General features: G+C 62.4%; 15 protein-coding genes. 8 read left to right on the top strand and 7 right to left on the bottom strand.

What is annotated here, in order from left to right; translation table 11 throughout:
- Nucleotides 1-104 precede the first annotated feature (104 nt).
- The 4 genes from BM222_RS01285 to fabI are packed head-to-tail and all read left to right on the top strand — an operon-like array spanning nucleotide 105 to nucleotide 5,330.
- The gene (locus tag BM222_RS01285) at nucleotides 105-2,333 is read left to right on the top strand and encodes a DUF3141 domain-containing protein (protein WP_092226464.1); all 2,229 of its coding nucleotides are present in this window, start codon (nucleotides 105-107) and stop codon (nucleotides 2,331-2,333) included.
- A 29-nt stretch (nucleotides 2,334-2,362) separates the two neighbouring features.
- Nucleotides 2,363-3,325: a phosphate acetyltransferase gene (locus BM222_RS01280; protein ID WP_092226804.1), complete on the top strand. Its 963-nt coding sequence runs from the start codon at nucleotides 2,363-2,365 to the stop codon at nucleotides 3,323-3,325.
- Nucleotides 3,326-3,330: 5 nt separating this feature from the next.
- Complete coding sequence (locus BM222_RS01275) at nucleotides 3,331-4,545, top strand: acetate/propionate family kinase (RefSeq protein WP_092226463.1); 1,215 nt, start codon at nucleotides 3,331-3,333, stop codon at nucleotides 4,543-4,545.
- Entirely contained in the window at nucleotides 4,542-5,330 is a 789-nt protein-coding gene (gene fabI, locus BM222_RS01270) for an enoyl-ACP reductase FabI (RefSeq protein ID WP_092226462.1), read from the top strand. Before BM222_RS01275 ends, fabI begins: the two co-directional genes overlap by 4 nt.
- 174 nt (nucleotides 5,331-5,504) lie before the next feature.
- On the opposite strand, the gene BM222_RS01265 is transcribed toward fabI, so the two are convergent.
- The 5 genes from BM222_RS01265 to BM222_RS01245 all read right to left on the bottom strand — a co-directional run bounded on the left by BM222_RS01265 (nucleotide 5,505) and on the right by BM222_RS01245 (nucleotide 8,892).
- Nucleotides 5,505-5,963, bottom strand: coding sequence for a MaoC family dehydratase (locus BM222_RS01265; protein ID WP_092226461.1), 459 nt, complete (start codon nucleotides 5,961-5,963; stop codon nucleotides 5,505-5,507).
- Between the two features lie 12 nt (nucleotides 5,964-5,975).
- Nucleotides 5,976-6,626, bottom strand: a complete 651-nt coding sequence (locus BM222_RS01260) for a 3-oxoacid CoA-transferase subunit B (protein WP_092226460.1) — start codon at nucleotides 6,624-6,626, stop codon at nucleotides 5,976-5,978.
- A 4-nt stretch (nucleotides 6,627-6,630) separates the two neighbouring features.
- The gene (locus BM222_RS01255) at nucleotides 6,631-7,278 is read right to left on the bottom strand and encodes a CoA transferase subunit A (protein ID WP_092226803.1); all 648 of its coding nucleotides are present in this window, start codon (nucleotides 7,276-7,278) and stop codon (nucleotides 6,631-6,633) included.
- Nucleotides 7,279-7,354: 76 nt separating this feature from the next.
- Complete coding sequence (locus tag BM222_RS01250; protein WP_092226459.1) at nucleotides 7,355-7,969, bottom strand: hypothetical protein; 615 nt, start codon at nucleotides 7,967-7,969, stop codon at nucleotides 7,355-7,357.
- On the bottom strand, nucleotides 7,966-8,892 hold the full coding sequence (locus BM222_RS01245; protein ID WP_092226458.1) for an alpha/beta fold hydrolase: 927 nt from the start codon (nucleotides 8,890-8,892) through the stop codon (nucleotides 7,966-7,968). The genes BM222_RS01250 and BM222_RS01245 overlap by 4 nt, the downstream gene beginning before the upstream one ends.
- Nucleotides 8,893-9,017: 125 nt before the next feature.
- On the opposite strand from BM222_RS01245, the gene BM222_RS01240 reads away from it, so the two are divergent.
- Complete coding sequence (locus tag BM222_RS01240; protein WP_092226457.1) at nucleotides 9,018-11,525, top strand: alpha/beta hydrolase; 2,508 nt, start codon at nucleotides 9,018-9,020, stop codon at nucleotides 11,523-11,525.
- A gap of 9 nt (nucleotides 11,526-11,534) precedes the next feature.
- Nucleotides 11,535-12,398, top strand: a complete 864-nt coding sequence (locus BM222_RS01235) for an alpha/beta fold hydrolase (protein ID WP_092226455.1) — start codon at nucleotides 11,535-11,537, stop codon at nucleotides 12,396-12,398.
- Nucleotides 12,399-12,511: 113 nt separating this feature from the next.
- Here BM222_RS01235 and BM222_RS01230 read toward each other — a convergent pair whose 3' ends face one another.
- On the bottom strand, nucleotides 12,512-14,152 hold the full coding sequence (locus tag BM222_RS01230) for an acyl-CoA synthetase (RefSeq protein ID WP_092226453.1): 1,641 nt from the start codon (nucleotides 14,150-14,152) through the stop codon (nucleotides 12,512-12,514).
- Between the two features lie 774 nt (nucleotides 14,153-14,926).
- On the opposite strand from BM222_RS01230, the gene BM222_RS01220 reads away from it, so the two are divergent.
- On the top strand, nucleotides 14,927-16,885 hold the full coding sequence (locus tag BM222_RS01220) for a primary-amine oxidase (RefSeq protein ID WP_092226449.1): 1,959 nt from the start codon (nucleotides 14,927-14,929) through the stop codon (nucleotides 16,883-16,885).
- Nucleotides 16,851-18,128 carry an MFS transporter gene (locus BM222_RS01215; protein WP_092226447.1) on the top strand — a complete coding sequence of 426 codons (1,278 nt, stop codon included), beginning with the start codon at nucleotides 16,851-16,853 and terminating at the stop codon, nucleotides 18,126-18,128. The genes BM222_RS01220 and BM222_RS01215 overlap by 35 nt, the downstream gene beginning before the upstream one ends.
- On the opposite strand, the gene BM222_RS01210 is transcribed toward BM222_RS01215, so the two are convergent.
- Nucleotides 18,026-19,180, bottom strand: a complete 1,155-nt coding sequence (locus BM222_RS01210) for a helix-turn-helix transcriptional regulator (RefSeq protein WP_092226445.1) — start codon at nucleotides 19,178-19,180, stop codon at nucleotides 18,026-18,028. The two genes, BM222_RS01215 and BM222_RS01210, sit on opposite strands and share 103 nt — an antisense overlap.
- Nucleotides 19,181-19,266: the final 86 nt, after the last annotated feature.

Raw genomic sequence — 19,266 nt, 5'->3', positions numbered from 1 at the left:
GTGCAGGATGAGAGCCTTTTATGCGGGCAGATCATCTTGACCTAGATCAACGCTCGTCCTCGCCCAGCGCCGTCAATTGTCGAACGCGACGGAGAGGTCGAAACATGTCCATGGACAACGCGCAAATTCCGAGCGGTCCAATGTCGGGCCTGGTCGCTTCGGCGGTCGAATACATGATCGATGCGGGGCAACGCAGTGTCCTGTTCCTGGACATCATGCGTCGCCGCGGCGATCAGTACAGGGAACACATCGCGCAGACCGCGCCGCATGTTCTGCAATATACCGCAGAATTGATCATGGATGGCCGCAAGCTCGATGATCCCGTCAATTACGCGCTGGTGCGCATCCTTCCGCCTGAGAATGTCGAGATCGACATGGATCGGCGGCCATTCGTCGTGATCGACCCACGCGCGGGCCACGGCCCCGGCATCGGCGGCTTCAAGGCCGACAGCGAGATCGGCGTCGCCATGAAGGCGGGCCACCCCTGCTATTTCATCGGGTTCCTGCCGGATCCGATGCCAGGACAAACCATCGAGCGCATTGCGCGCGCCGAAGCCATCTTCATCGAAAAGGTCATCAGCCGTCATCCCAATGCGGACGGCAAGCCTTGCGTGATCGGCAATTGCCAGGCCGGATGGGCGCTCATGATTCTGGCCTCGCTGCGCCCTGAGCTGTTCGGACCGCTGATCATCGCCGGCGCGCCGCTGGCCTATTGGGCCGGTGTGCGCGGCAAATATCCGATGCGCTATTCGGGCGGGTTGTTGGGCGGAAGCTGGCTGACGGCTCTGACGTCCGATCTTGGCGCCGGCAAGTTCGATGGCGCCTGGCTGGTGCAGAACTTCGAAAACCAGAACCCCTCGAACACGCTGTGGACGAAGCAGTACAACGTCTATTCCAGGGTCGACACCGAGGCGGACCGCTACCTCGAATTCGAGCGCTGGTGGGGCGGCCACGTCAACCTCAACGCGGAGGAGATCCAGTTCATCGTCGACGAGCTTTTCGTCGGCAACAATCTCGCCGCGGGCAACATCGAGATGTCCGACGGCCGCAAGGTCGACCTTCGCAACATCAGGTCGCCGATCGTGGTGTTCTGCTCCAAGGGCGACAACATCACGCCGCCGCAGCAGGCGCTGAACTGGATCCTGGATTGCTACGCCGACGTCGATGAGATCAGGGCCTACGGGCAGACGATCGTATATACCGTGCACGAAACTGTCGGCCACCTCGGCATCTTCGTGTCCAGTGGCGTCGCCAAGAAGGAACATGCCGAATTCTCCGAGAATATCGATCTGATCGACGTGCTGCCGCCTGGGCTCTATGAAGCGACGTTTGACGCCAAGGCCGTCGATACGACGAATGCCGATCTCGCCACGGGCAATTGGGTCATGCGCTGCGAGGCGCGGACGCTCGATGACATTCGCGCCATGGGCGGTAACTCGCCCGAGGACGAGCGCCGCTTCGCCACCGCCAAACGCGTCTCTGAGATCAATCTCGAGGCCTATCAGAAATTCCTCCGGCCCTGGATCAAGGGCATGGTGACGCCGCAAATGGCCGAGTGGGCTCACGAGATGCACCCGCTACGGCTGCAATACGAGCTGTTCAGCAGCAAGAATCCGTATATGGCGACGGTGAAATCATTGGCCGAGAAGGCCGAGGAGAAGCGCAAGCCAGTCTCGAAAGATAATCCATTCCTTGCCTTCCAGGAGCAGATGTCGAACCAGATCGTGCATGCTCTGGACAGTTGGCGAGATCAGCAGGAAGCTCTGAGCGAGGCGATGTTCCTCAGCATCTATGGGTCGCCGGCGCTGCAAGCCGCGGTCGGCATTGATCCCAGTTCCGTACCTTCCGGACGGAGGGAGATGTCCGCAGAGCATCGCGCGATGCTGGAGAAGCGCGTTGCTGAACTCAAATCGCGGATCGGTGAAGGAGGCCCTCGCGAGGCAGCGCTGCGCGCCTTGCTCTATGTCGGGTCGGCGCGCGGGATGGTCGACGAACGAAGCATCGAGGCCCTGCGGCAGATCCGGAGGGACCAGGAGGGGGCGCGCATGACCCTGTCCGAATTCAAGATGCTGGTGCGCGAGCAGTTCTTCATGCTGCTGCTCGATCGGGACGCCGCGCTGGCGGCCATCCCGAAGATGCTGCCTGACGACGTCAATTCTCGCCGTCGCACCTTCGAGGCGATGGAGCGGGTGCTGTCGGCCAGCGAGGATGTCACAGGTGAGCGCGCGAGGCGGCTGGGGCAGGTTGCCGGCCTGTTCGGCATCGACACGTCGGAGGGTTCCGAAAGAGGCTCGAACGTTGCCCCTTTCGATCCCAGGGCGAAGGCATCCTAACGCGGGTTGCAAGGACCGGGAGCAACATGATGTCACCAGATGCGGCGGCTACGCACTCTCCCAGCAAGTACGATCGCCTGATCGCCGCGGCGAGGGCGATCCCACCGGCGCCCACCGTCGTCGTGCATCCCTGCGACGAGACGTCGTTGCGGGGCGCCCTGGACAGCGCGGCTGCGGGCATCATTCGGCCCGTGCTGGTCGGGCCGGAGCGGAAGATCAGGGATACCGCCGCCAAGTTCGATCTGGACATCTCCCGCTGCGAGATCGTCGATGCCGTGCACAGCGACGATGCCGCAGCCAAGGGCGTCGAATTGATCCACGCCGCGAGAGGTGAACTTCTGATGAAGGGCAGCCTGCACACCGACGAATTGATGCGGGCCGTGACCGCCAAGGTCGGCGGGCTGCGGACCGATCGGCGCATCAGCCATGTGTTCGTCATGGACGTGCCGGCCTATGCCGAGACCATCTTCGTCACCGACGCCGCGATCAACATCTTCCCCGACCTCGATGCCAAGCGCGACATCATCCAGAACGCGATCGATCTCTACAACCAGGCCGGCTTCGGCCAGTCGCCGCGCATCGCCATCCTGTCCGCCGTGGAGACGGTCACATCGAAGATTCCGTCCACGATCGAGGCTGCGGCTCTTTGCAAGATGGCGGACCGCGGGCAGATCACCGGCGGCGTGCTTGACGGGCCGCTGGCGTTCGACAACGCGATCGATGTCGAATCCGCGCGCATCAAGGGTATCAAGTCCGAGGTCGCCGGCCGCGCGCAGATCCTGGTCGTGCCTGATCTGGAATCGGGCAACATGCTCGCCAAGAATCTCGCTTATTTCGCCAAGGCCGACGGCGCCGGCATTGTGCTCGGCGCGCGGGTGCCGGTCGTCCTGACCTCGCGTGCGGACAGCGCGAGGGCGCGAATGGCATCCTGCGCCGTTGCCGCGCTTTATGCCAACGCCCGGCGCCAGAAGGCGCCGACCATTGCGGCGTGATTGCCATGGACAGCGTCCTCGTCGTCAACGCCGGCTCCTCGAGCGTCAAGTTCCAGGTCTTCGCAGTCGACGGTGAAGGCAGGCTTCGCCGGCTGATCAAGGGGCAGGTGGACGGCATCGGCAGTCGTCCGCGCCTGCGGGCGAATGGAGCAGGCGGCGATCCCATGGCCGATCGCGCCTATCCGATCGAGGCGGTCGGGGACGTTCCGGCGGCGATGGCGATCGCCGGCGAGTGGCTGCGCAATGAGGTTCGTATCCAACCCCTGGCGGTCGGGCACCGCGTCGTCCATGGCGGGCCGGAATTCGAGGGGCCGGTTCTGGTCGATCATGGCGTGGTGGCACGGTTGGAGCGTTTCGTGGCTCTGGCGCCGCTGCATCAACCGCACAATCTGGCGCCGATCCGTTCGATCCTCGCCAATTTCCCTGCGGTACCCCAGGTCGCCTGTTTCGACACCGCGTTTCACCGCACCCATGGTCCGCTAGCCGATCATTACGCGATCCCGCACCAGCTCCACGCCGAAGGCGTGCGCCGCTACGGGTTTCACGGCCTGTCCTATGAGTACATCTCCCGCACCTTGCCGCAGATCGCGCCCGATATCGCAAAAGGTCGGGTGATCGTCGCCCATCTCGGCAGCGGCGCGTCGATGTGCGCCATGAAGGGCGGACAGAGTGTCGAGAGCACCATGGGATTCACCGCGCTCGACGGGCTGCCGATGGGCACGCGCCCCGGCCAGCTCGATCCGGGAGTCGTGCTGTACCTGATGTCGGAGAAGGGGATGACGGCATCGAAGGTGCAAGATTTCCTTTACCGCGACTGCGGCCTGAAGGGTCTCTCCGGCGTCAGCAATGACATGCGCGAGCTGCAGGCGAGCGGCGATCCGAAGGCAAAGCTGGCGGTGGATTATTTCGTCTATCGCATCGGTCTCAGCGCCGGCATGCTGGCCGCGGCGCTGCAGGGGATCGATGCCTTCGTCTTCACCGCCGGCATCGGCGAGAATTCCAGCGGCATTCGCGCGCGCGTGGCGGAGCAACTCGGCTGGCTGGGTGTGGCACTCGACCCAGCCGAAAACGCGCGCCATGCGCGCCTGATATCGGCGAAGGCCAGTCTCGTGCCCGTCTATGTCATACCGACGGACGAGGAATTGATGATCGCACAGCATACGCTGTCGCTGCTGATGAACGGCCAATCGCGCGGCCCCAGACATGAGAGGGTGTCATGATCCCAGTATTTCCGGACAGCAAAGTTGCTCTGAAGGGGAAGAAGGGCCTCGTCGTCGGCATCGCCAACGACCAGTCGATCGCCTGGGGTTGCGCCAGGGCGTTTCGCGCGCTCGGCGCCGATCTCGCCGTCACCTATCTGAACGAGCGTGCCAAGAAGCACGTCGAGCCGCTGGCCCAGGCGCTTGAGGCGCCGATCTTCGTGCCGCTGGACGTCATGGTCGAGGGGCAGACGGAAGCGGTGTTCGAACGCATCAAGTCGGAGTGGGGGCAGCTCGATTTCCTGCTTCATTCCATCGCCTTCTCACCCAAGGAGGCGCTGCACGGCCGCGTCGTCGACGTCGGCCGTGACGGCTTCCTGAAAACCATGGACGTCTCCTGCTGGTCATTCCTGCGCATGGCGCATCTCGCTGAGCCGCTGATGAAGAACGGCGGCACGATGTTCACCATGACCTATTACGGCAGCCAGATGGTGGTGGAGAACTACAACATCATGGGCGTGGCGAAGGCGGCGCTCGAGGCTTCCGTTCGCTATGCGGCTGCAGAGCTTGGGCCGAAAGGCATTCGCGTTCACGCGATCTCGCCGGGACCGCTTGCGACCCGCGCGGCCTCAGGCATTCCCGAGTTCGACGAGCTCATGGACAAGGCCCAGTCCAAGGCGCCCTCGCGCAGCCTCGTCAGCATCGACGATGTCGGCAATGCCACCGCGTTCCTGGCGCTCGACGGCGCGAAGCTGATCACCGGCGGCGTTCTCTATATCGATGGTGGCTATCACATCATCGATTGATGGCGGATCGGTGCGTTGTCGCGCCGGGCCCGGTTGCCACGGCACGTGGGGTGATGATGGCATATTGCCAGTGTTTTGCCCGACGGGGCAATGCATTTTTTTCGTAAAAGCAGAAGGCGTGGCGCAGTGGACCCCAATGGCTACTGTGCATGGGGTTGTTTTCGAGATTTTGTTTCAGCGGTAGTGCAGGGCGATCAGCTCGGCGACGCAGGCGGGCTTCTTGCCGCCCTCGATCTCGATCACGAGATGATAGTTGACGCGCAATCCGTCGGGCGGCACGTCCTCGGCTTCGGCGACCGTGACGCGGCCGCGCAGCCTCGAGCCAGCCGGCACCGGCGCAAGATACCTGATCCGGTCCGCGCCGTAGTTGAGCGTGTTGCGCAGGCCCTTCAGGCCGATGACCGAGCGAATGAACAGCGGGGCCAGGGCGAGCGAGAGAAGGCCATGAGCGATGGTCTTGCCGCCGGGCATTTCCTTGCTCGCGCGCTCCTGGTCGACATGGATCCATTGCTCGTCACAGGTCGCCTCGGCGAACTGGTTGATGCGCTCCTGCGTGATCTCGATCCAGTCGCTGGCACCGATCTCCGTGCCGACAGCCGATTTGATCTCGTCGAAGTTGCTGAATATCCGCATGGGTTGACCTGCTCAGAGTCTCATTTCCGGAACATTGTCGGGAATGGCGAGCTCAGCCTCGGTCAGTGCCACGACTTCGCCGACGCTGATGCCGGGTGCGGTTTCGAGCAGTGCCGCCTTGCCCCCGGGGAAGCCGATCACGGCCATGTCGGTCACGACCAGGTCGACGGGGCGCGCCGAAGTCAGCGGCAGCGAGCATTTCGCCACGATCTTCGACTTGCCCTTTGCCGCGTGCTGCATGGCCACGATGACGCGCTTGGCGCCGCTCACGAGATCCATGGCGCCGCCCATGCCCGGCACCATCTTGCCGGGGATCATCCAGTTGGCGAGATGACCATGTGCGTCGACCTGGAGGCCGCCGAGCACGGTGACGTCGACATGACCGCCGCGGATCAGCCCAAACGACATCGCGCTGTCGAAGGTCGAGGCGCCCGGCAGCGCGCTGATCGGGCGCCCGCCGGCGTCGGTGAGGGTCGGATGGGCCATGCCCTGCTCGGGAATCGGCCCGGTGCCGATCAGGCCGTTCTCCGACTGGAAGAAGACTTTCAGATCGGACGGCACGTAGTTCGCGACCAGCGTCGGAATGCCGATGCCGAGATTGACGAGATTGCCGCTCCGCAACTCCTTGGCGACGCGCCGGGCGATGATGATCTGGGGATCCATGATGTCACCCGTTGGTGATGAGGTAGTCGACCAGCGGCGCGGGAGTGACGACGTGATCGGGCGCAATCACGCCGACGGGGACGATATGCTCCGCCGTCACGATGACGGTGTCCGCCGCCATCGCCATGATCGGATTGAAATTGCGCGAGGTGAGCGCGTAGGCCAGATTGCCGAGATAATCGGCAAGAAAGGCGTGCACCAGCGCAAACTGCGCGCGTAGTGCAGTCTCCAGCAGGTATGCCCGGCCATCGACCTCGATCTGACGCTTGCCTTCCGCAACGAGGGTCCCGACGCCCGTCGGGGTCAGCACGCCGCCGAGGCCGCATCCGCCGGCGCGGATGCGCTCGACGAAGGTGCCTTGCGGGACGAGGTCGACGGCGATCTGGTTCGCCAGCATCTGCTGCTGCGCCTTCGGATTGAGGCCGATATGCGTTGCGATCAGCTTCGACACCAGCGCCTGATCGAACAGCTTGCCGACGCCCTTGCCGGGCGTCGCCGCGTCGTTTGAGATCAGCGTCAGGCCTGCCTTGTGCTGGCGCGCGACCTCGTCGAGCAGGCGCTCCGGCGTCCCCACGCCCATGAAGCCGCCGACCATGATGCTGGCGCCCGCCGGTATCATTGCAACGGCTTCTTCGACGGAAACGGCCTTCATGATTGAAACTCCCGGTCGGATACCGAAGGGCAGCAGCGGATTTTTGCCCACCGTCACCGCGGTCCTTTGATTTGCATCAAGGCTGACCGTCATTTGAACCATCGACGGCGATCCCGACGCTTCGGAGCATGTCGTGCCACAGCTTGCGCACCTCACGGTGGCGGCGTTCCAATGCGGAGTTGATGGCGTCGCGATGGGGCTGCAGCGTTGAACTCTTCAGGACAATGATCTGGGTTTGGAGCATGCGCCCGCTCTCGAACTCGATGTGGCGCAGCGCCATCACGAACGGATCATCCGGATTTGCGGCGGTCGGCAACAGTGCAGCCGGCCGGATCGCGGCATGGACGGCATGCGCAAGGGTCGCGAGCCCTGCCGCCATGGCGAGGGGCCAATCGGGTATGTCGTGCACCGGTGCCGGGTACCAGGCGCTTTCCCAGCCCACGGCCATGTAACCCAGGCCGGGGTCGGGCGCCCAACTCGTGGCGCGGATCAGCAGGGAGACGATTTCAGTTTCGCGGAAGAGCTGCGTATTCAATTCGGTCTGCCAGCCGGACTCAAGCGTTGCAGGCACGGTCAGTGCGGACTGCCGCGCCAGCGCGCCATGCGCCGAGATCAGGAATGCCGCGACCCGGGTCTGTTGGTGCGGCGGAATGCGGCCGTCCGACTCGAGAGGACCGAGGAAGCCGCTCATGGCAGCGCTCGCTTGACCGGAATGGCGCGCAAATGATCGTAACCGGCGGGGAAAGGCGTAAGCTCGCCGCCAGGCTCCTCCGGCGCCACCCAGACGGCCTGATTGCCTTGCCAGCGGCCGGCCAGCACGTCCTCGGCAAAGCGTGCAAGCAGATCGGCTGTCAACGCGCCTTTCTCCAGCGTGAAGGCGTGATAGGCCTTTGGAATGATCACCATCGAGCTGTTGGGAATCTCGATGCGCAATGTTTCGTGAACACTACGCGGTGTCAGAAAATCGAACTCGCCGTTGAGGATCATGGTCGGAACAGCGATCGCGGACAGACGCGGCGTCAGCGGCTGGAAATCGAGGAAGGATTCCATCAAGTTCTGAAGTGCGTAGACGTCGTTCACCAGCCACCCCTGGCGCTTGACGGTATCGAGCTTGTCCAAGAGCGGCTCCAGCCATTGGTCTGACAGATTCATCGGCAGCAGCAGGTCCTGGAGGTAACTTGTGCCGCCGAGGATCAGTCCAGTGCGCAGGGCGTTGCCAAGCAGCAAAAGCTGGGGCGACAGCTCCGCAAAGCAACTCATCGGCACCAGCCCGGAGAGCCGCCCGCCATGGTCGATGGCGTATCGCAGCGCGATCAGGCCGCCGAAACTGACGCCACCCAGGAAGATGGGACTGTCTCCAAGCTCGTCGATCAGAAGGCCCAATGCACCGACCTGGTCGTCCTGGCTAATGTAGAGCGTCGGCTTGTCCGAGGCGCCCTGACCAAGCAGATCGAATGTCGCGACGCGAAAGCCTCGCGCGAAAAGCGCGGCGCGATAAGCGCCCCACAGCTCGGAATATTGCGTAAGCCCGTTCACGAGGACGTAGGCAGGCGCGCCCGTCGGCCCGTCGAGCTCATAGCGTATCCGATACGAGCCGTGGCTGAGGAAAGGCATCGCGAATTACCGACGATCTGATTCCTCCAATCCTCAACCTCCGCGCCGGAATTCCATTGAGTTAGATCAAAGCTCCCCGCGCCGAGGTTCCTAGCGTACGAAAAACTGTCCAGGGAGGAACCGTCATGACCGGGACCGACATCGCGAAGCGTTGCTTCGTTGGCTTGATCGTGCTGCTGGTCGGCACCGCTCTTGCTGCCGCACAACCCTTTACCCGCCGCTCGTCGCAGGTGCAGCATGACGGCTTGAAGAAGACCTACGAAATCGCCAACTTCCGTCTTGGCGGCAAGTACGACCTGACCGATCCCTCCAAATGGGAGAATGGCGGCGAGGGAGGGGTCACGCTGGAGTCGCTCGGCGCAGGCCAACTGCGCACCGCCTATATTGCCATCGGCAACGCGCGTCGCAACGCCGCCGGCGAGATCACCAATGCCGTCGTGATCAACTCCTACTATTCCGGCGATTCCACCGACATGTACGAGCAGTGGGTGAAGGGCGCCGCGCTGTCAGGCGGCGTGCCGATCATTGGTCCGGGCCGCCCGATCGATACCGATCGCTACTATGTCATCATGGTCGACCCGCTCGGCACGTGGGGCGCCAGCAAGCCGTCCGACGGGCTCGGCGTCAAATTTCCACAATACAGCTACTACGACATGGTGCAGGCCAATTATCGCCTGCTGCGGGACGAGCTGAAGGTGGCGCGCGTCGCGCTCGTGACCGGCGTCTCCATGGGCGGCACGCAGACTTACGTCTGGGGCGTAATGCATCCGGAGTACATCAACGCCCTGATGCCGATCGGCGGCACCACGCAGTCGGATGGCGACGACCCCGTCGGCAATTGGACGTTCCAGATGATGACGGCGGCGATCCAGTCCGATCCGGTCTGGCAGGCCACCAACGGCGATTACTACAAGCTGCCCAAGGAGAAGCATCCGGTACCGGGCGTTGCGTTCGGCTGGTCGATCCTCGGAATGACGGGTTACGACTTTGCCTTCCGGACGACCCAGAACTGGCCCGCCGTTCAGCCCGAGATATTCTACTGGGATCCGCCGAACGAGAAGGCGGGATTGAACGTCACCAACCGCGCCAAGCTCTATGACGCAGTCGACCTCGTCTGGCGTAACCGGGTCGGCGAGACCCACAACATCAACCCGTATCTCGGCCGCATCCAGGCCCGCACGCTGGTGATGCACATTACCAACGACCTGTGGCTGAACTTCAAGCTGGCGCAGAAGGCGGTCGATCGTGTACCCGGCGCGGACCTGATCGCGCAGGAGAGTCCGGTCGCCCATTACGGCGTGTTCCCGATCATCAATCAGCGCAAGAACGATCCGAAGTTCGTCGCCTTCATGGACGACGTGGCGGCGCTCGATCGAGCCCAGAAATTCGTCGACAAGAATTATCGCACGCCCGATGTCGCTCAGAAGATCGATCCCAAGAAGTCGTTCTGGAAGGCCTATGTGACCTATCCCTATCCGGTCAAGTTCGCCGACGCCAAGGACAAGAGCGGCAATTCCTGGGAAATCGGCTACATGGACGAGTATGCCGGCACCGACAAGGACCCGCAAGTGCTCGTCATCATCCACGGCAAGGGTGCATTCGGCGGCCACTACGGCAATATCATGCAATACGCATTGCGCAGCGGCCTGCGCGTGATCGTACCCGACCTGCCGCATTACGGCATGTCCGGGCCCGGCAATCTCGACAAGAGCCCGGCGCGCACCATGCAGGACATGCGCGAGGTGATCTACGACCTCGTCGTCAACCAGCTCGGCGTCAAGAAGGCCTACTATCTCGGTCATTCGCTCGGCGGTCAGTTCGTGGTGGGCTATGCCCTGACCTGGCCCGAGGCGGTCCAGGGCCTTGCCCTGGAAGCGCCGTCGGGCCTCGAGGAATATCCCCGCGAGATCACCATCGCGAAGGACAAGAAGGCTCCTCTCTTTGCGGACGGTCTCGGCCGTGACTTCGACAAGTGGAGGCAGGTCTGGGACCAGACCGGAATCCTGGCGGCGGAGAAGGCGCGCGACGAGCAGAACATCCGCGACTTCTTCTATTTCAAGAAGCGTGACCCGGACACCGGCGCGGTATCGGCCGCAAAGAGCGGCTACTTCTTCAGCGACAGCGAATATGCTCGCTTCCACACCGAGCAGCGCGTTGGGCTCACCAAGGGCAACCCGAAGGAGCTCGAGCAGTGGTGCAACGTCTTCATCTTCGACATTTATACCATCGGCGCAGAGCTCCAGCAGGATGACCCGAAGAACCTCTATGAAAGGGTCACTCAGATCAAGGCGCCGATCTTCCTCGCCTTCGGCGACAAGGAGCCGTTCATCCCGACGCCTGCGTTCAACGGGCTGACGGACCTCGGCCGCGACGTCATCACGCCCTTCATGACGCGGATGACGAATGCCGGCAATCGGCCAATGCTCAAGATCTATCCGGAGACCGGACACTTCATCCACACGGACAACCCCGTGGAATATGCCGCCGATGTCGTGGACTTCGTGACCAAGGGAATGGTCGACACCTCGTCGCCGCTCGGCACCGACCGCATGATCAAGGGCGCGGTGGTATCGGCCTTGCCGGTGGCGCCCACGCCGCCCGGTGCGGCGCCGACGGCGGGTCTGAACAAATAGGATCTGTCCATGCCGAGAGTGCAGGCGGGCGACATCCAACTTGGCTGGAGGGAGTGGGGACGAGGCGACGTCACCGTCGTCTTCATCCACGGCAATCTCGCCAGCAAGGATTGGATCGAGCTTGCCGCGCCGATGTTCCCGACTGGGGTCCGCGTGGTCGGAATTGATTGGCGTGGTTGCGGAGACAGCGACCGGCCAAAGCCGGCTTCGGACCATTCCAACTACACGATGCAGCAGCACGCCGAAGACATGCTGGCCGCCCTCGATGCGCTCGGCATCAGATTCTGCCACCTTGCGACCCATTCGACCGGAGGTATCATCGCCGCGCGCATGCTGTTGAAGCAGCCGCAGCGCTTCGGCCGCGTCTTTGCGCTGGATCCGGTGACCCCGCTCGGCATTGCCTTCAATGCCGATCAGATCGGGCTGTTCAGGGCGATGATGGCGAGCAAGGAGCTGACGCGGTCCGTGATGGCCACCGCCGCCTCTTCGCTGTTTGTCCCGGAGACCATAGGGTCAAATAAGGTCCCACGCTTTCGTGAGGGTCTCGGCGAGATCCAGGCTCTATTCGACCGGATCATCGAGCAGACTTTCGGCGTGTCGGAGGGGATCTGGATCGGAACGCCGGTGAACCTGACGCGCGAGAGTGCGAGCCGCGAGCTTGAGGGGCGCATGTCGGAGATCCGGCATCCGCACCTCGTTTTGTGGGGCGAGTCGGACGGTTGGATTGCACTCGCGGATCTGCGCACCATGGCCGATGCGATGCCGGATTGTCGGCTGGTGATCGTGCCCCGCATCGGGCATTCGATGAACCTTGAGCAGCCGGCGCTCTATGCCGGTTATTTCGGAGCCTGGTTCGGAGGACTGTCCGCGTAGCAGTCCAGTTTGAAGAGCTATTTCATACTCGACTTGCGTGATGAGTATGAGCGCACTGATGCCCTCTCAGCGTCGCTGCGACACCGAGCGCATCCCATGATTTCGTCGCGTGCTCAGGTCGAGATCGCCTTGGCCGATCCGACCCTGTCGCGTAGAACGAACTTCTGAATCTTTCCGGTGGACGTCTTCGGCAACTCTCCGAACACGACGCCCTTCGGCGACTTGAACCCCGGCAGGTGCTCGCGACAGTAGCCGAGCATGTCGGCTTCGGTGGCGGTCGCGTTCGGCTTCAGCTCGACGAAAGCCCAGGGTACCTCGCCCCACTTTGGGTCCGGCTTGGCGACCACGGCAGCGAACAGCACCGCCGGATGCTTGTAGAGCACATCCTCGACCTCGACCGAGGAGATGTTCTCACCGCCGGAGATAACGATGTCCTTGGAGCGGTCCTTGATGATGACATAGCCGTCCTTGTCGATCACGCCGAGGTCGCCGGTATGGAACCAGCCGCCGGCGAAGGCAGCGCGGGTGGCGTCGGCGTTCTTGAGGTAGCCCTTCATTACAATGTTGCCGCGGAACATGACCTCGCCGGTGGTCTCGCCGTCACGCGGCACCGGCTGCATGGTATCGGGATCGATGACGGTGACAGCTTCCTGCAGCGGGTAGGGCACGCCCTGGCGGCGCGTGAGCTGCGCGCGGTCATCGGTTGAAAGGTCGTCCCAGCCAGGCTGGGCCGCGCAGAACGCCGCCGGGCCATATACCTCGGTCAAGCCATACACGTGAGTAAGTTTGATGCCGATGCTCTCGGCGCCGGCGAGCACGGCGACCGGCGGGGCTGCGCCGGCGATCAAGCCCTGGACGAATTTGGCCGCGGTGCCACGAGGCGCGCCCGGCGCATTGATGAGCGCGTTGTAGACGATCGGCGCGCCGCTCATGTGGGTGACGCCATGTCGGGCAATCAGGTCGAAGACCCTGGCGGGGTCGACCTTGCGCAGACAGACGTTGATGCCCGCGGTAACCGCAATGGTCCAGGGAAAACACCAGCCATTGCAGTGGAACATCGGAAGCGTCCACAGATAGACCGGGTGCATGCCCAGGTTGGCTGCCAACACATTACTAACCGCGTTGAGATAGGCCCCGCGGTGACAGGTGACGACGCCCTTGGGATCGCCCGTCGTGCCAGATGTGTAGCTGAGTGCGATGGCATCCCACTCGTCTTCGGGATAGCGGGGCAGGAACTGCGAATCGCCCTGGGTGATTGCCGTTTCATATTCGACCTTGCCGATCCGTTTGCTGTCCTTGAATGCCGCATCGTCGACGTCAAAGATAAACGGCTTCGGCCCGGTCATCAGTGTGGTTGCCTCCGCGATCAGGTCGGAGAATTCCGGGTCGACGAAGACGACCTTTGCGCTGCCATGGTCCAACTGAAACGCGAGTGAAGCAGCATCCAGCCGCAGGTTTAATGTGTTCAGCACCGCCCCCACCATCGGTACGGCAAAGTGGAGCTCATGCATGGCCGGCACGTTTGGCAGCATGGCTGCGACGGTATCGCCCCCACCGACGCCGAGCGCGGTGAGATAGGAGGCCAGACGCCGACACCGATCGTAGGTCTCGGCCCAAGTGAATCTGCGGTCCTCATAGATGGTGCTCGTGAGGTGCGGATAGACGGTGGCCGTGCGCGCGAGGAAACTCAGCGGCGTCAGCGGTTGGAAATTGGCCGGGTTCTTGTCCAGGCCAGCGTTGTAGGGCTCCAGCATGTTTCCTCCTGTTGCACGAACATTGGGCCGGGATTCCAAACGGTGTCGTCGCGAGCGAACCGGGCGCCGTCTTAGCATCGCGCCGGTACCCGCAGAATCGGTCAACTAACGTATTGCAGCACTCCGATGCGCAACGCAGACTCGACCATCCGGCCGTTTTCGCAATTCAAACGACAACTCGAAGAACTATTCGAGCGAAATCGACAGGAGGAAATCTACAGGAGGAGCAAATGCCCAACAGCTCGCAATGTGTTCGGAATAGCTCAGAAAAGCGCTGTGCGATCTGCAACGGAAAGTTTGGTCTCGTCCGGTACTACAGTTGGCGAACCGCCCTCTGTTCAAAGAAGTGCCGCGAGCAGCTCAAATGCCGCGAGCAGAGCGATCGAAGATGGTTGCTCCACTGGGCTCAGGCCGCTTGACGATCGGCTCCTGCGGTGAGGCACACATAAGAAAACTTCACCGTTCGCATTGTCATGTTGTCCGCGCCAACGGTGGGTGCGTGGTGATGAGCGCCTCGATTGTCCATGTGTATCTTCCGGAATTCGAAGCCGTAAAACTTCCGACGATCTGCAGTGCTCGGCGAACGGATTATCGAAATCGGTCAGCTGACGTATTGTCGAATGGCGATGCGCGAATGAAATTCGGCTGTCTGTTCTGCGAGCAAACCGGGCCAGACGTTGGTCTGGTGAGAAACGATGCGTCGAGGTGTGATCTGCGGGCGCATTCCGTCGCTGCGCTCGTCTGCACCCAGCCGCCTATGCAAGGAGGTAACCTATGGACACTACCGCCGCTTCGTCGTCCTGCACGTGCGTCCCGGACAGCTCTACCACGGATGCCGTGAAGCATCCTCTCGATCCCTTGACGGCGGCCGAAATCGCTGCGGTGATCCGGATCGTCCGCAATGATCCACAGTACGGCGCCGAATTTCTCTTCGAGACGATCGAACTTCTCGAACCTGAGAAATCGGTCGTACGTCAGTACAAGCCCGGAAATGCCATAAAAAGGGCAGCTCGGGTCAATCTGTTCAAGGTCAGGGAGGATGGCGTCTGGCGTCTGACGGTTTCGCTTGCGCAAGAAAAAGTTCTCACGTCGAAATATGTGCGAACCGCCAAGCCGATGATCCAGCTCGAACAGTTCACGGCCATCGAAGACGCCGTGCGCGCGGCTCCCGACTTCATAGCTGCCTGCAAGAAGCGCGGCATCGAGGACATGTCGCTTGTCTGCATCGATCCGTGGTCGGCGGGTAATTTCGACATTCCGGGCGAGGATGGCCGATATCTCGCGCACATTTTCGCCTGGCTGCGTCTGCGGGAGAACGACAATCTCTATGCGCACCCGATCGGCGGCCTGAACGCCGTGGTCGATATCAAGACCTACGAGATCATCCGCGTCGACGACCATGAGATCATCCCGATTCCCGAGGCAGAGGTGAACTACGAGGCGGAGTTCATCAAGAATCCGCGCACGCCCTACAGGCCTCTCAATATCGTTCAACCCGAGGGCGTTTCGTTCAAGCTCGATGGACATCGGCTGGAATGGGACCGGTGGTCCGTGCTTGTCGGCTTCAATTCACGCGAGGGCCTGACGCTGCATGATATCAGCTACGATGGGCGACCGGTCGCGCACCGCGCGTCGCTGGTGGAAATGGTCGTCCCATACGGCACTACGGAGAAAGGGCATTTCCGGAAGAATGTCTTCGATATCGGCGAGTACGGCATAGGCAAGCTCGCGAACTCGCTGAAGCTCGGCTGTGATTGCCTCGGTGCCATAGCCTATCTCGATGCACATCTCGCAACGATGGACGGCGACGTCATCACGATAGAAAACGCGATCTGCATCCACGAGGAGGATGCCGGCCTGCTGTGGAAGCATTGGGACTTCCGCTCCAACAATGTTGCGTCACGGCGTGCCCGGAGGCTGGTCATCTCGTGCATCGCGACGGTCGCCAACTACGAATATGGACTGTTTTGGTACTTCCATACGGACGGCTCGATCCAGTTCGAGCTCAAGGCGACCGGTATCATCAACACGGCCGCCTGCCATCCGGGCCAACCCGGCAAATATGGCAGGGAGGTCGCCCCCGGCGTCGTCGGTCACATTCACCAGCACATCTTTTGCGCGCGGCTCGACATGAATATCGATGGTGACGACAACAGTGTCGTCGAGCTCAATACGAAGGCCGATGCTTGGGGGCCCGACAATGCCTACGGCAACGGCTTCTACGAGGAGGAGACGGTTCTCAAGACCGAGCTTGGCGGGTGCCGCCAGGTGAACCCCGCGACCCATCGGGCCTGGAAGATTATCAACCCCAATCGCAAGAACTGGGTTGGCACGCCGACAGGGTACAAGCTCGAGGCCAATCACCCCGTGACACCATTCATCCATCCTGAGTCGCCGTCGGGCAGGCGGTCGACTTTCATCAACAACCAGCTCTGGGTGACGGCCTTCGATCCCGAAGAGCGATATCCGGCTGGCGAACACATGAACCACTCGGATGGGACGGGAGGAGTCTCCGATTTCGTCAGGAAGAACCGGAATATCGAGAACACCGATATCGTGCTCTGGCACGTCTTCGGTCTTCACCACCAGGTTCGCCCTGAGGACTTTCCCGTTCAACCCTGCATATTCACCGGGTTCAAGCTGATGCCGAGCGGCTTCTTCGATCGCAATCCCGGCATCGATCTCGCGCCCGACAGGAATGCCGCGAGTTGCCATGCGCAGGCCGCCGAGTAGGGTGCGGCTCAAACCCGTCGCATTGCAGCTCGTCCGACCGGCCTCGTGGGCCGGTCGTGCCTCCCCCACGTCGATGGCCTCCGCGATCGTCGCTTTGGCGATCTTTGCAGGCTCGGCTGCACGTGTCCTCCCCGCGTTGTTGGCCGTCACGATCCAGCAAGATCGGGGCTTGCAGCCCTCCGACGTGTTCTTGCCGATCACGCTCGGCATTGCAGTCTCCGCGTGCGCAGCGCCGTTGGCGGCGTACAGCCTCGAACGCTGGGGCGTTCGAGGGCCGTTGATCGCCAGTCTGGCTCTCCTTGCGATATCGCTTGCGTGGACGACGTGCGCCGCATCGCCATGGCATCTCACTGTGGCCTGGGGCCTGGGTTTTGGTTTCAGTGGATCTTTGAGCGCCTCCCTTCTCGGCGCGATGGCCGGCAGCCGTGGCGGCGCAGTGCATTGTGGGACACGCTTCGGTCTCCTGGCCTCGATACAGCCGCTGGGAGCGGCGGCGGGACTGCTGCTGGCAGCGCGCGCGGCCAATGCGCTCGATTGGCGCTGCGTGTTCCAGGCCGCTGCCGTCGGCGTGCTCGCCACGGCGTTCGCCGTTGTCCTTGTCCCTATATCCCGACGAGGAGACTTGCCGCGAGAGCCCAAGTCCAAGCGGCACGGAGCATTGCATCCAAAGGAGAAGAACTGGCGGTTCTGGGTCCTTGCCACGATCTTCTGCATCCGCGGCGCGTCGACATCCGGCCTGATCGATGGCCAGCTCGGTATGCTCTGCATGGGCGCGGGTCTCGACCTCACATCGAGCGCCGACGTCATGGCGATTGTCGTATTTGGCAGTGCGATAGGAAGTGTGGTGAGCGGGCGTCTCGCGGACCGGTGTCCGGCGCGAACGGTGCTGGCGCTCTACTTCTTCGTCCGCGCGCTCCTCTTGCTCTGGCTTCCGTTTACCGGCTTCAGCCTGGTCGAATTGGCCCGGTTTGGCGCGCTCTATGGACTGGACGCGGCACTGACGTTCCCTGCACTGGTCAGGTTGATCTCTGGAAATCTAGGCACGCGTCACGTCGGCAGAGCGATGGGCTGGATGACCGTGATGCACCTGGCAGGAAGCGTTATCGCTTCGGTCGGGATCGGCGCCCTTGGCCTCGCAGCCTATGCGGTCGGTTTCGTCGGCGTCGGCCTCGCCTGCCTCCTGGCCGCGGGCCTCGTGGTGCTTCTGAAGGATGGGCCTGCGCAAGGCGCGCCATCCAGCTGAGATTGTCGCTGCCGATCAATGGCCGGCAAAGTTCCGAGATCGGCGCGCAGGGACTCCGCCAGCAGCATTCCTTCGGACACCGCAAGTGCCGCGAGGCGCGTGCGCGAATCGCACCCCATCTTTGCGAGGATATGCTCGATGTGCGTGGAGACCGTGCGGGGCGACACGAAGAGTTGCTCGGCGATGTTGGGATTTGACGCGCCGCTGGTCACGAGATGCAGGATCTGTATCTCCCGGAGCGAGAGATTATACGGCCAGCGAATACATTGTTCTGTGATCAGGAGGATGTTTCCACGGCAGGGCGTGATCGTAACCTGGTGACAGCGGCCGGCCTCGTCCGGCCAGACGAAGCGTTGAGCGCTGAGCGATTTCGCCTTCTCCAGCACCAGCCGGCGAAGTTCTCCGCCCTCGCCGAGATGCGGGCCCGGACTACGGTTGGGGAGGTGAAACGCAAAACCGTTCGGCGAGACGGCGATGGCATAGGCGCCTGGCGCGAGCTCATCGGCCAGCAGCTGTGGTGTCCTGAGTTGATCGCATATGTTCAGCAGAATCGGGCGGAAGCGCTCGGTCATCTCGCGGTGCTCGTCCTTGGCGTGGGCCTCCTTGGACCAGCTCATGTGGATGGCCCCGATGTACCGGCCATCGGCGACGCGCAGGCACATCGTGGAGCCTTCCCTGAAGCCATCCGGCATCAGGTATTCCTGGGCGGTGAGGGTATCCGGCAAAGAGAGATTCCAGTCGCGCTTGTAATCTCGCCAACGCAGCGAGTGCGTATCCCTTTCGCGCGCTATGGCGTAAGCGGGGCAGGTGCCAGGGAAGCCGTCGAGCACGTAGGACATCGTTTTGTCCGTGTATCCGTCGACCGCCAGAAAACGGTGGTTTCGGGATATCGGATCCATCGCGACTAGCGCGATCGCCTCGCTCCTCACGAACTCGCGTAACAGACGGGTGACCTGGGTCGCTTGGTCGATGATCTGATCATTCAGGGCTGCCGCCGGTGCATCGAGCTGCACCGTAGCCGACATCGCGTGGTCGATCGCTGCCGATTTCACTGTGAGCCTCCAGCTCGTGAAAGATCTTGCCAACGGTTCTTGATCGAATCTTCTTCTTGGCCGCCAATGATCCGTTAGACCCGCGG

The organism is Bradyrhizobium sp. Gha, from assembly GCF_900113735.1.
Classification (GTDB): domain Bacteria; phylum Pseudomonadota; class Alphaproteobacteria; order Rhizobiales; family Xanthobacteraceae; genus Bradyrhizobium.
The sequence above is the reverse complement of the archived record's forward strand: the minus strand, read 5'-3'. Positions and strand labels throughout refer to the sequence as shown.

What these genes read in the sequence shown, in the direction of transcription:
- BM222_RS01250 (WP_092226459.1), bottom strand. Translation starts at nt 7,969, where the DNA reads ATGAGCGGCTTCCTCGGTCCTCTCGAGTCGGACGGCCGCATTCCGCCG.
- BM222_RS01245 (WP_092226458.1), bottom strand. Translation starts at nt 8,892, where the DNA reads ATGCCTTTCCTCAGCCACGGCTCGTATCGGATACGCTATGAGCTCGAC.
- BM222_RS01280 (WP_092226804.1), top strand. Translation starts at nt 2,363, where the DNA reads ATGTCACCAGATGCGGCGGCTACGCACTCTCCCAGCAAGTACGATCGC.
- BM222_RS01255 (WP_092226803.1), bottom strand. Translation starts at nt 7,278, where the DNA reads ATGAAGGCCGTTTCCGTCGAAGAAGCCGTTGCAATGATACCGGCGGGC.
- BM222_RS01285 (WP_092226464.1), top strand. Translation starts at nt 105, where the DNA reads ATGTCCATGGACAACGCGCAAATTCCGAGCGGTCCAATGTCGGGCCTG.
- fabI (WP_092226462.1), top strand. Translation starts at nt 4,542, where the DNA reads ATGATCCCAGTATTTCCGGACAGCAAAGTTGCTCTGAAGGGGAAGAAG.
- BM222_RS01220 (WP_092226449.1), top strand. Translation starts at nt 14,927, where the DNA reads ATGGACACTACCGCCGCTTCGTCGTCCTGCACGTGCGTCCCGGACAGC.
- BM222_RS01275 (WP_092226463.1), top strand. Translation starts at nt 3,331, where the DNA reads ATGGACAGCGTCCTCGTCGTCAACGCCGGCTCCTCGAGCGTCAAGTTC.
- BM222_RS01230 (WP_092226453.1), bottom strand. Translation starts at nt 14,152, where the DNA reads ATGCTGGAGCCCTACAACGCTGGCCTGGACAAGAACCCGGCCAATTTC.
- BM222_RS01260 (WP_092226460.1), bottom strand. Translation starts at nt 6,626, where the DNA reads ATGGATCCCCAGATCATCATCGCCCGGCGCGTCGCCAAGGAGTTGCGG.
- BM222_RS01235 (WP_092226455.1), top strand. Translation starts at nt 11,535, where the DNA reads ATGCCGAGAGTGCAGGCGGGCGACATCCAACTTGGCTGGAGGGAGTGG.
- BM222_RS01265 (WP_092226461.1), bottom strand. Translation starts at nt 5,963, where the DNA reads ATGCGGATATTCAGCAACTTCGACGAGATCAAATCGGCTGTCGGCACG.
- BM222_RS01240 (WP_092226457.1), top strand. Translation starts at nt 9,018, where the DNA reads ATGACCGGGACCGACATCGCGAAGCGTTGCTTCGTTGGCTTGATCGTG.
- BM222_RS01215 (WP_092226447.1), top strand. Translation starts at nt 16,851, where the DNA reads ATGCCGCGAGTTGCCATGCGCAGGCCGCCGAGTAGGGTGCGGCTCAAA.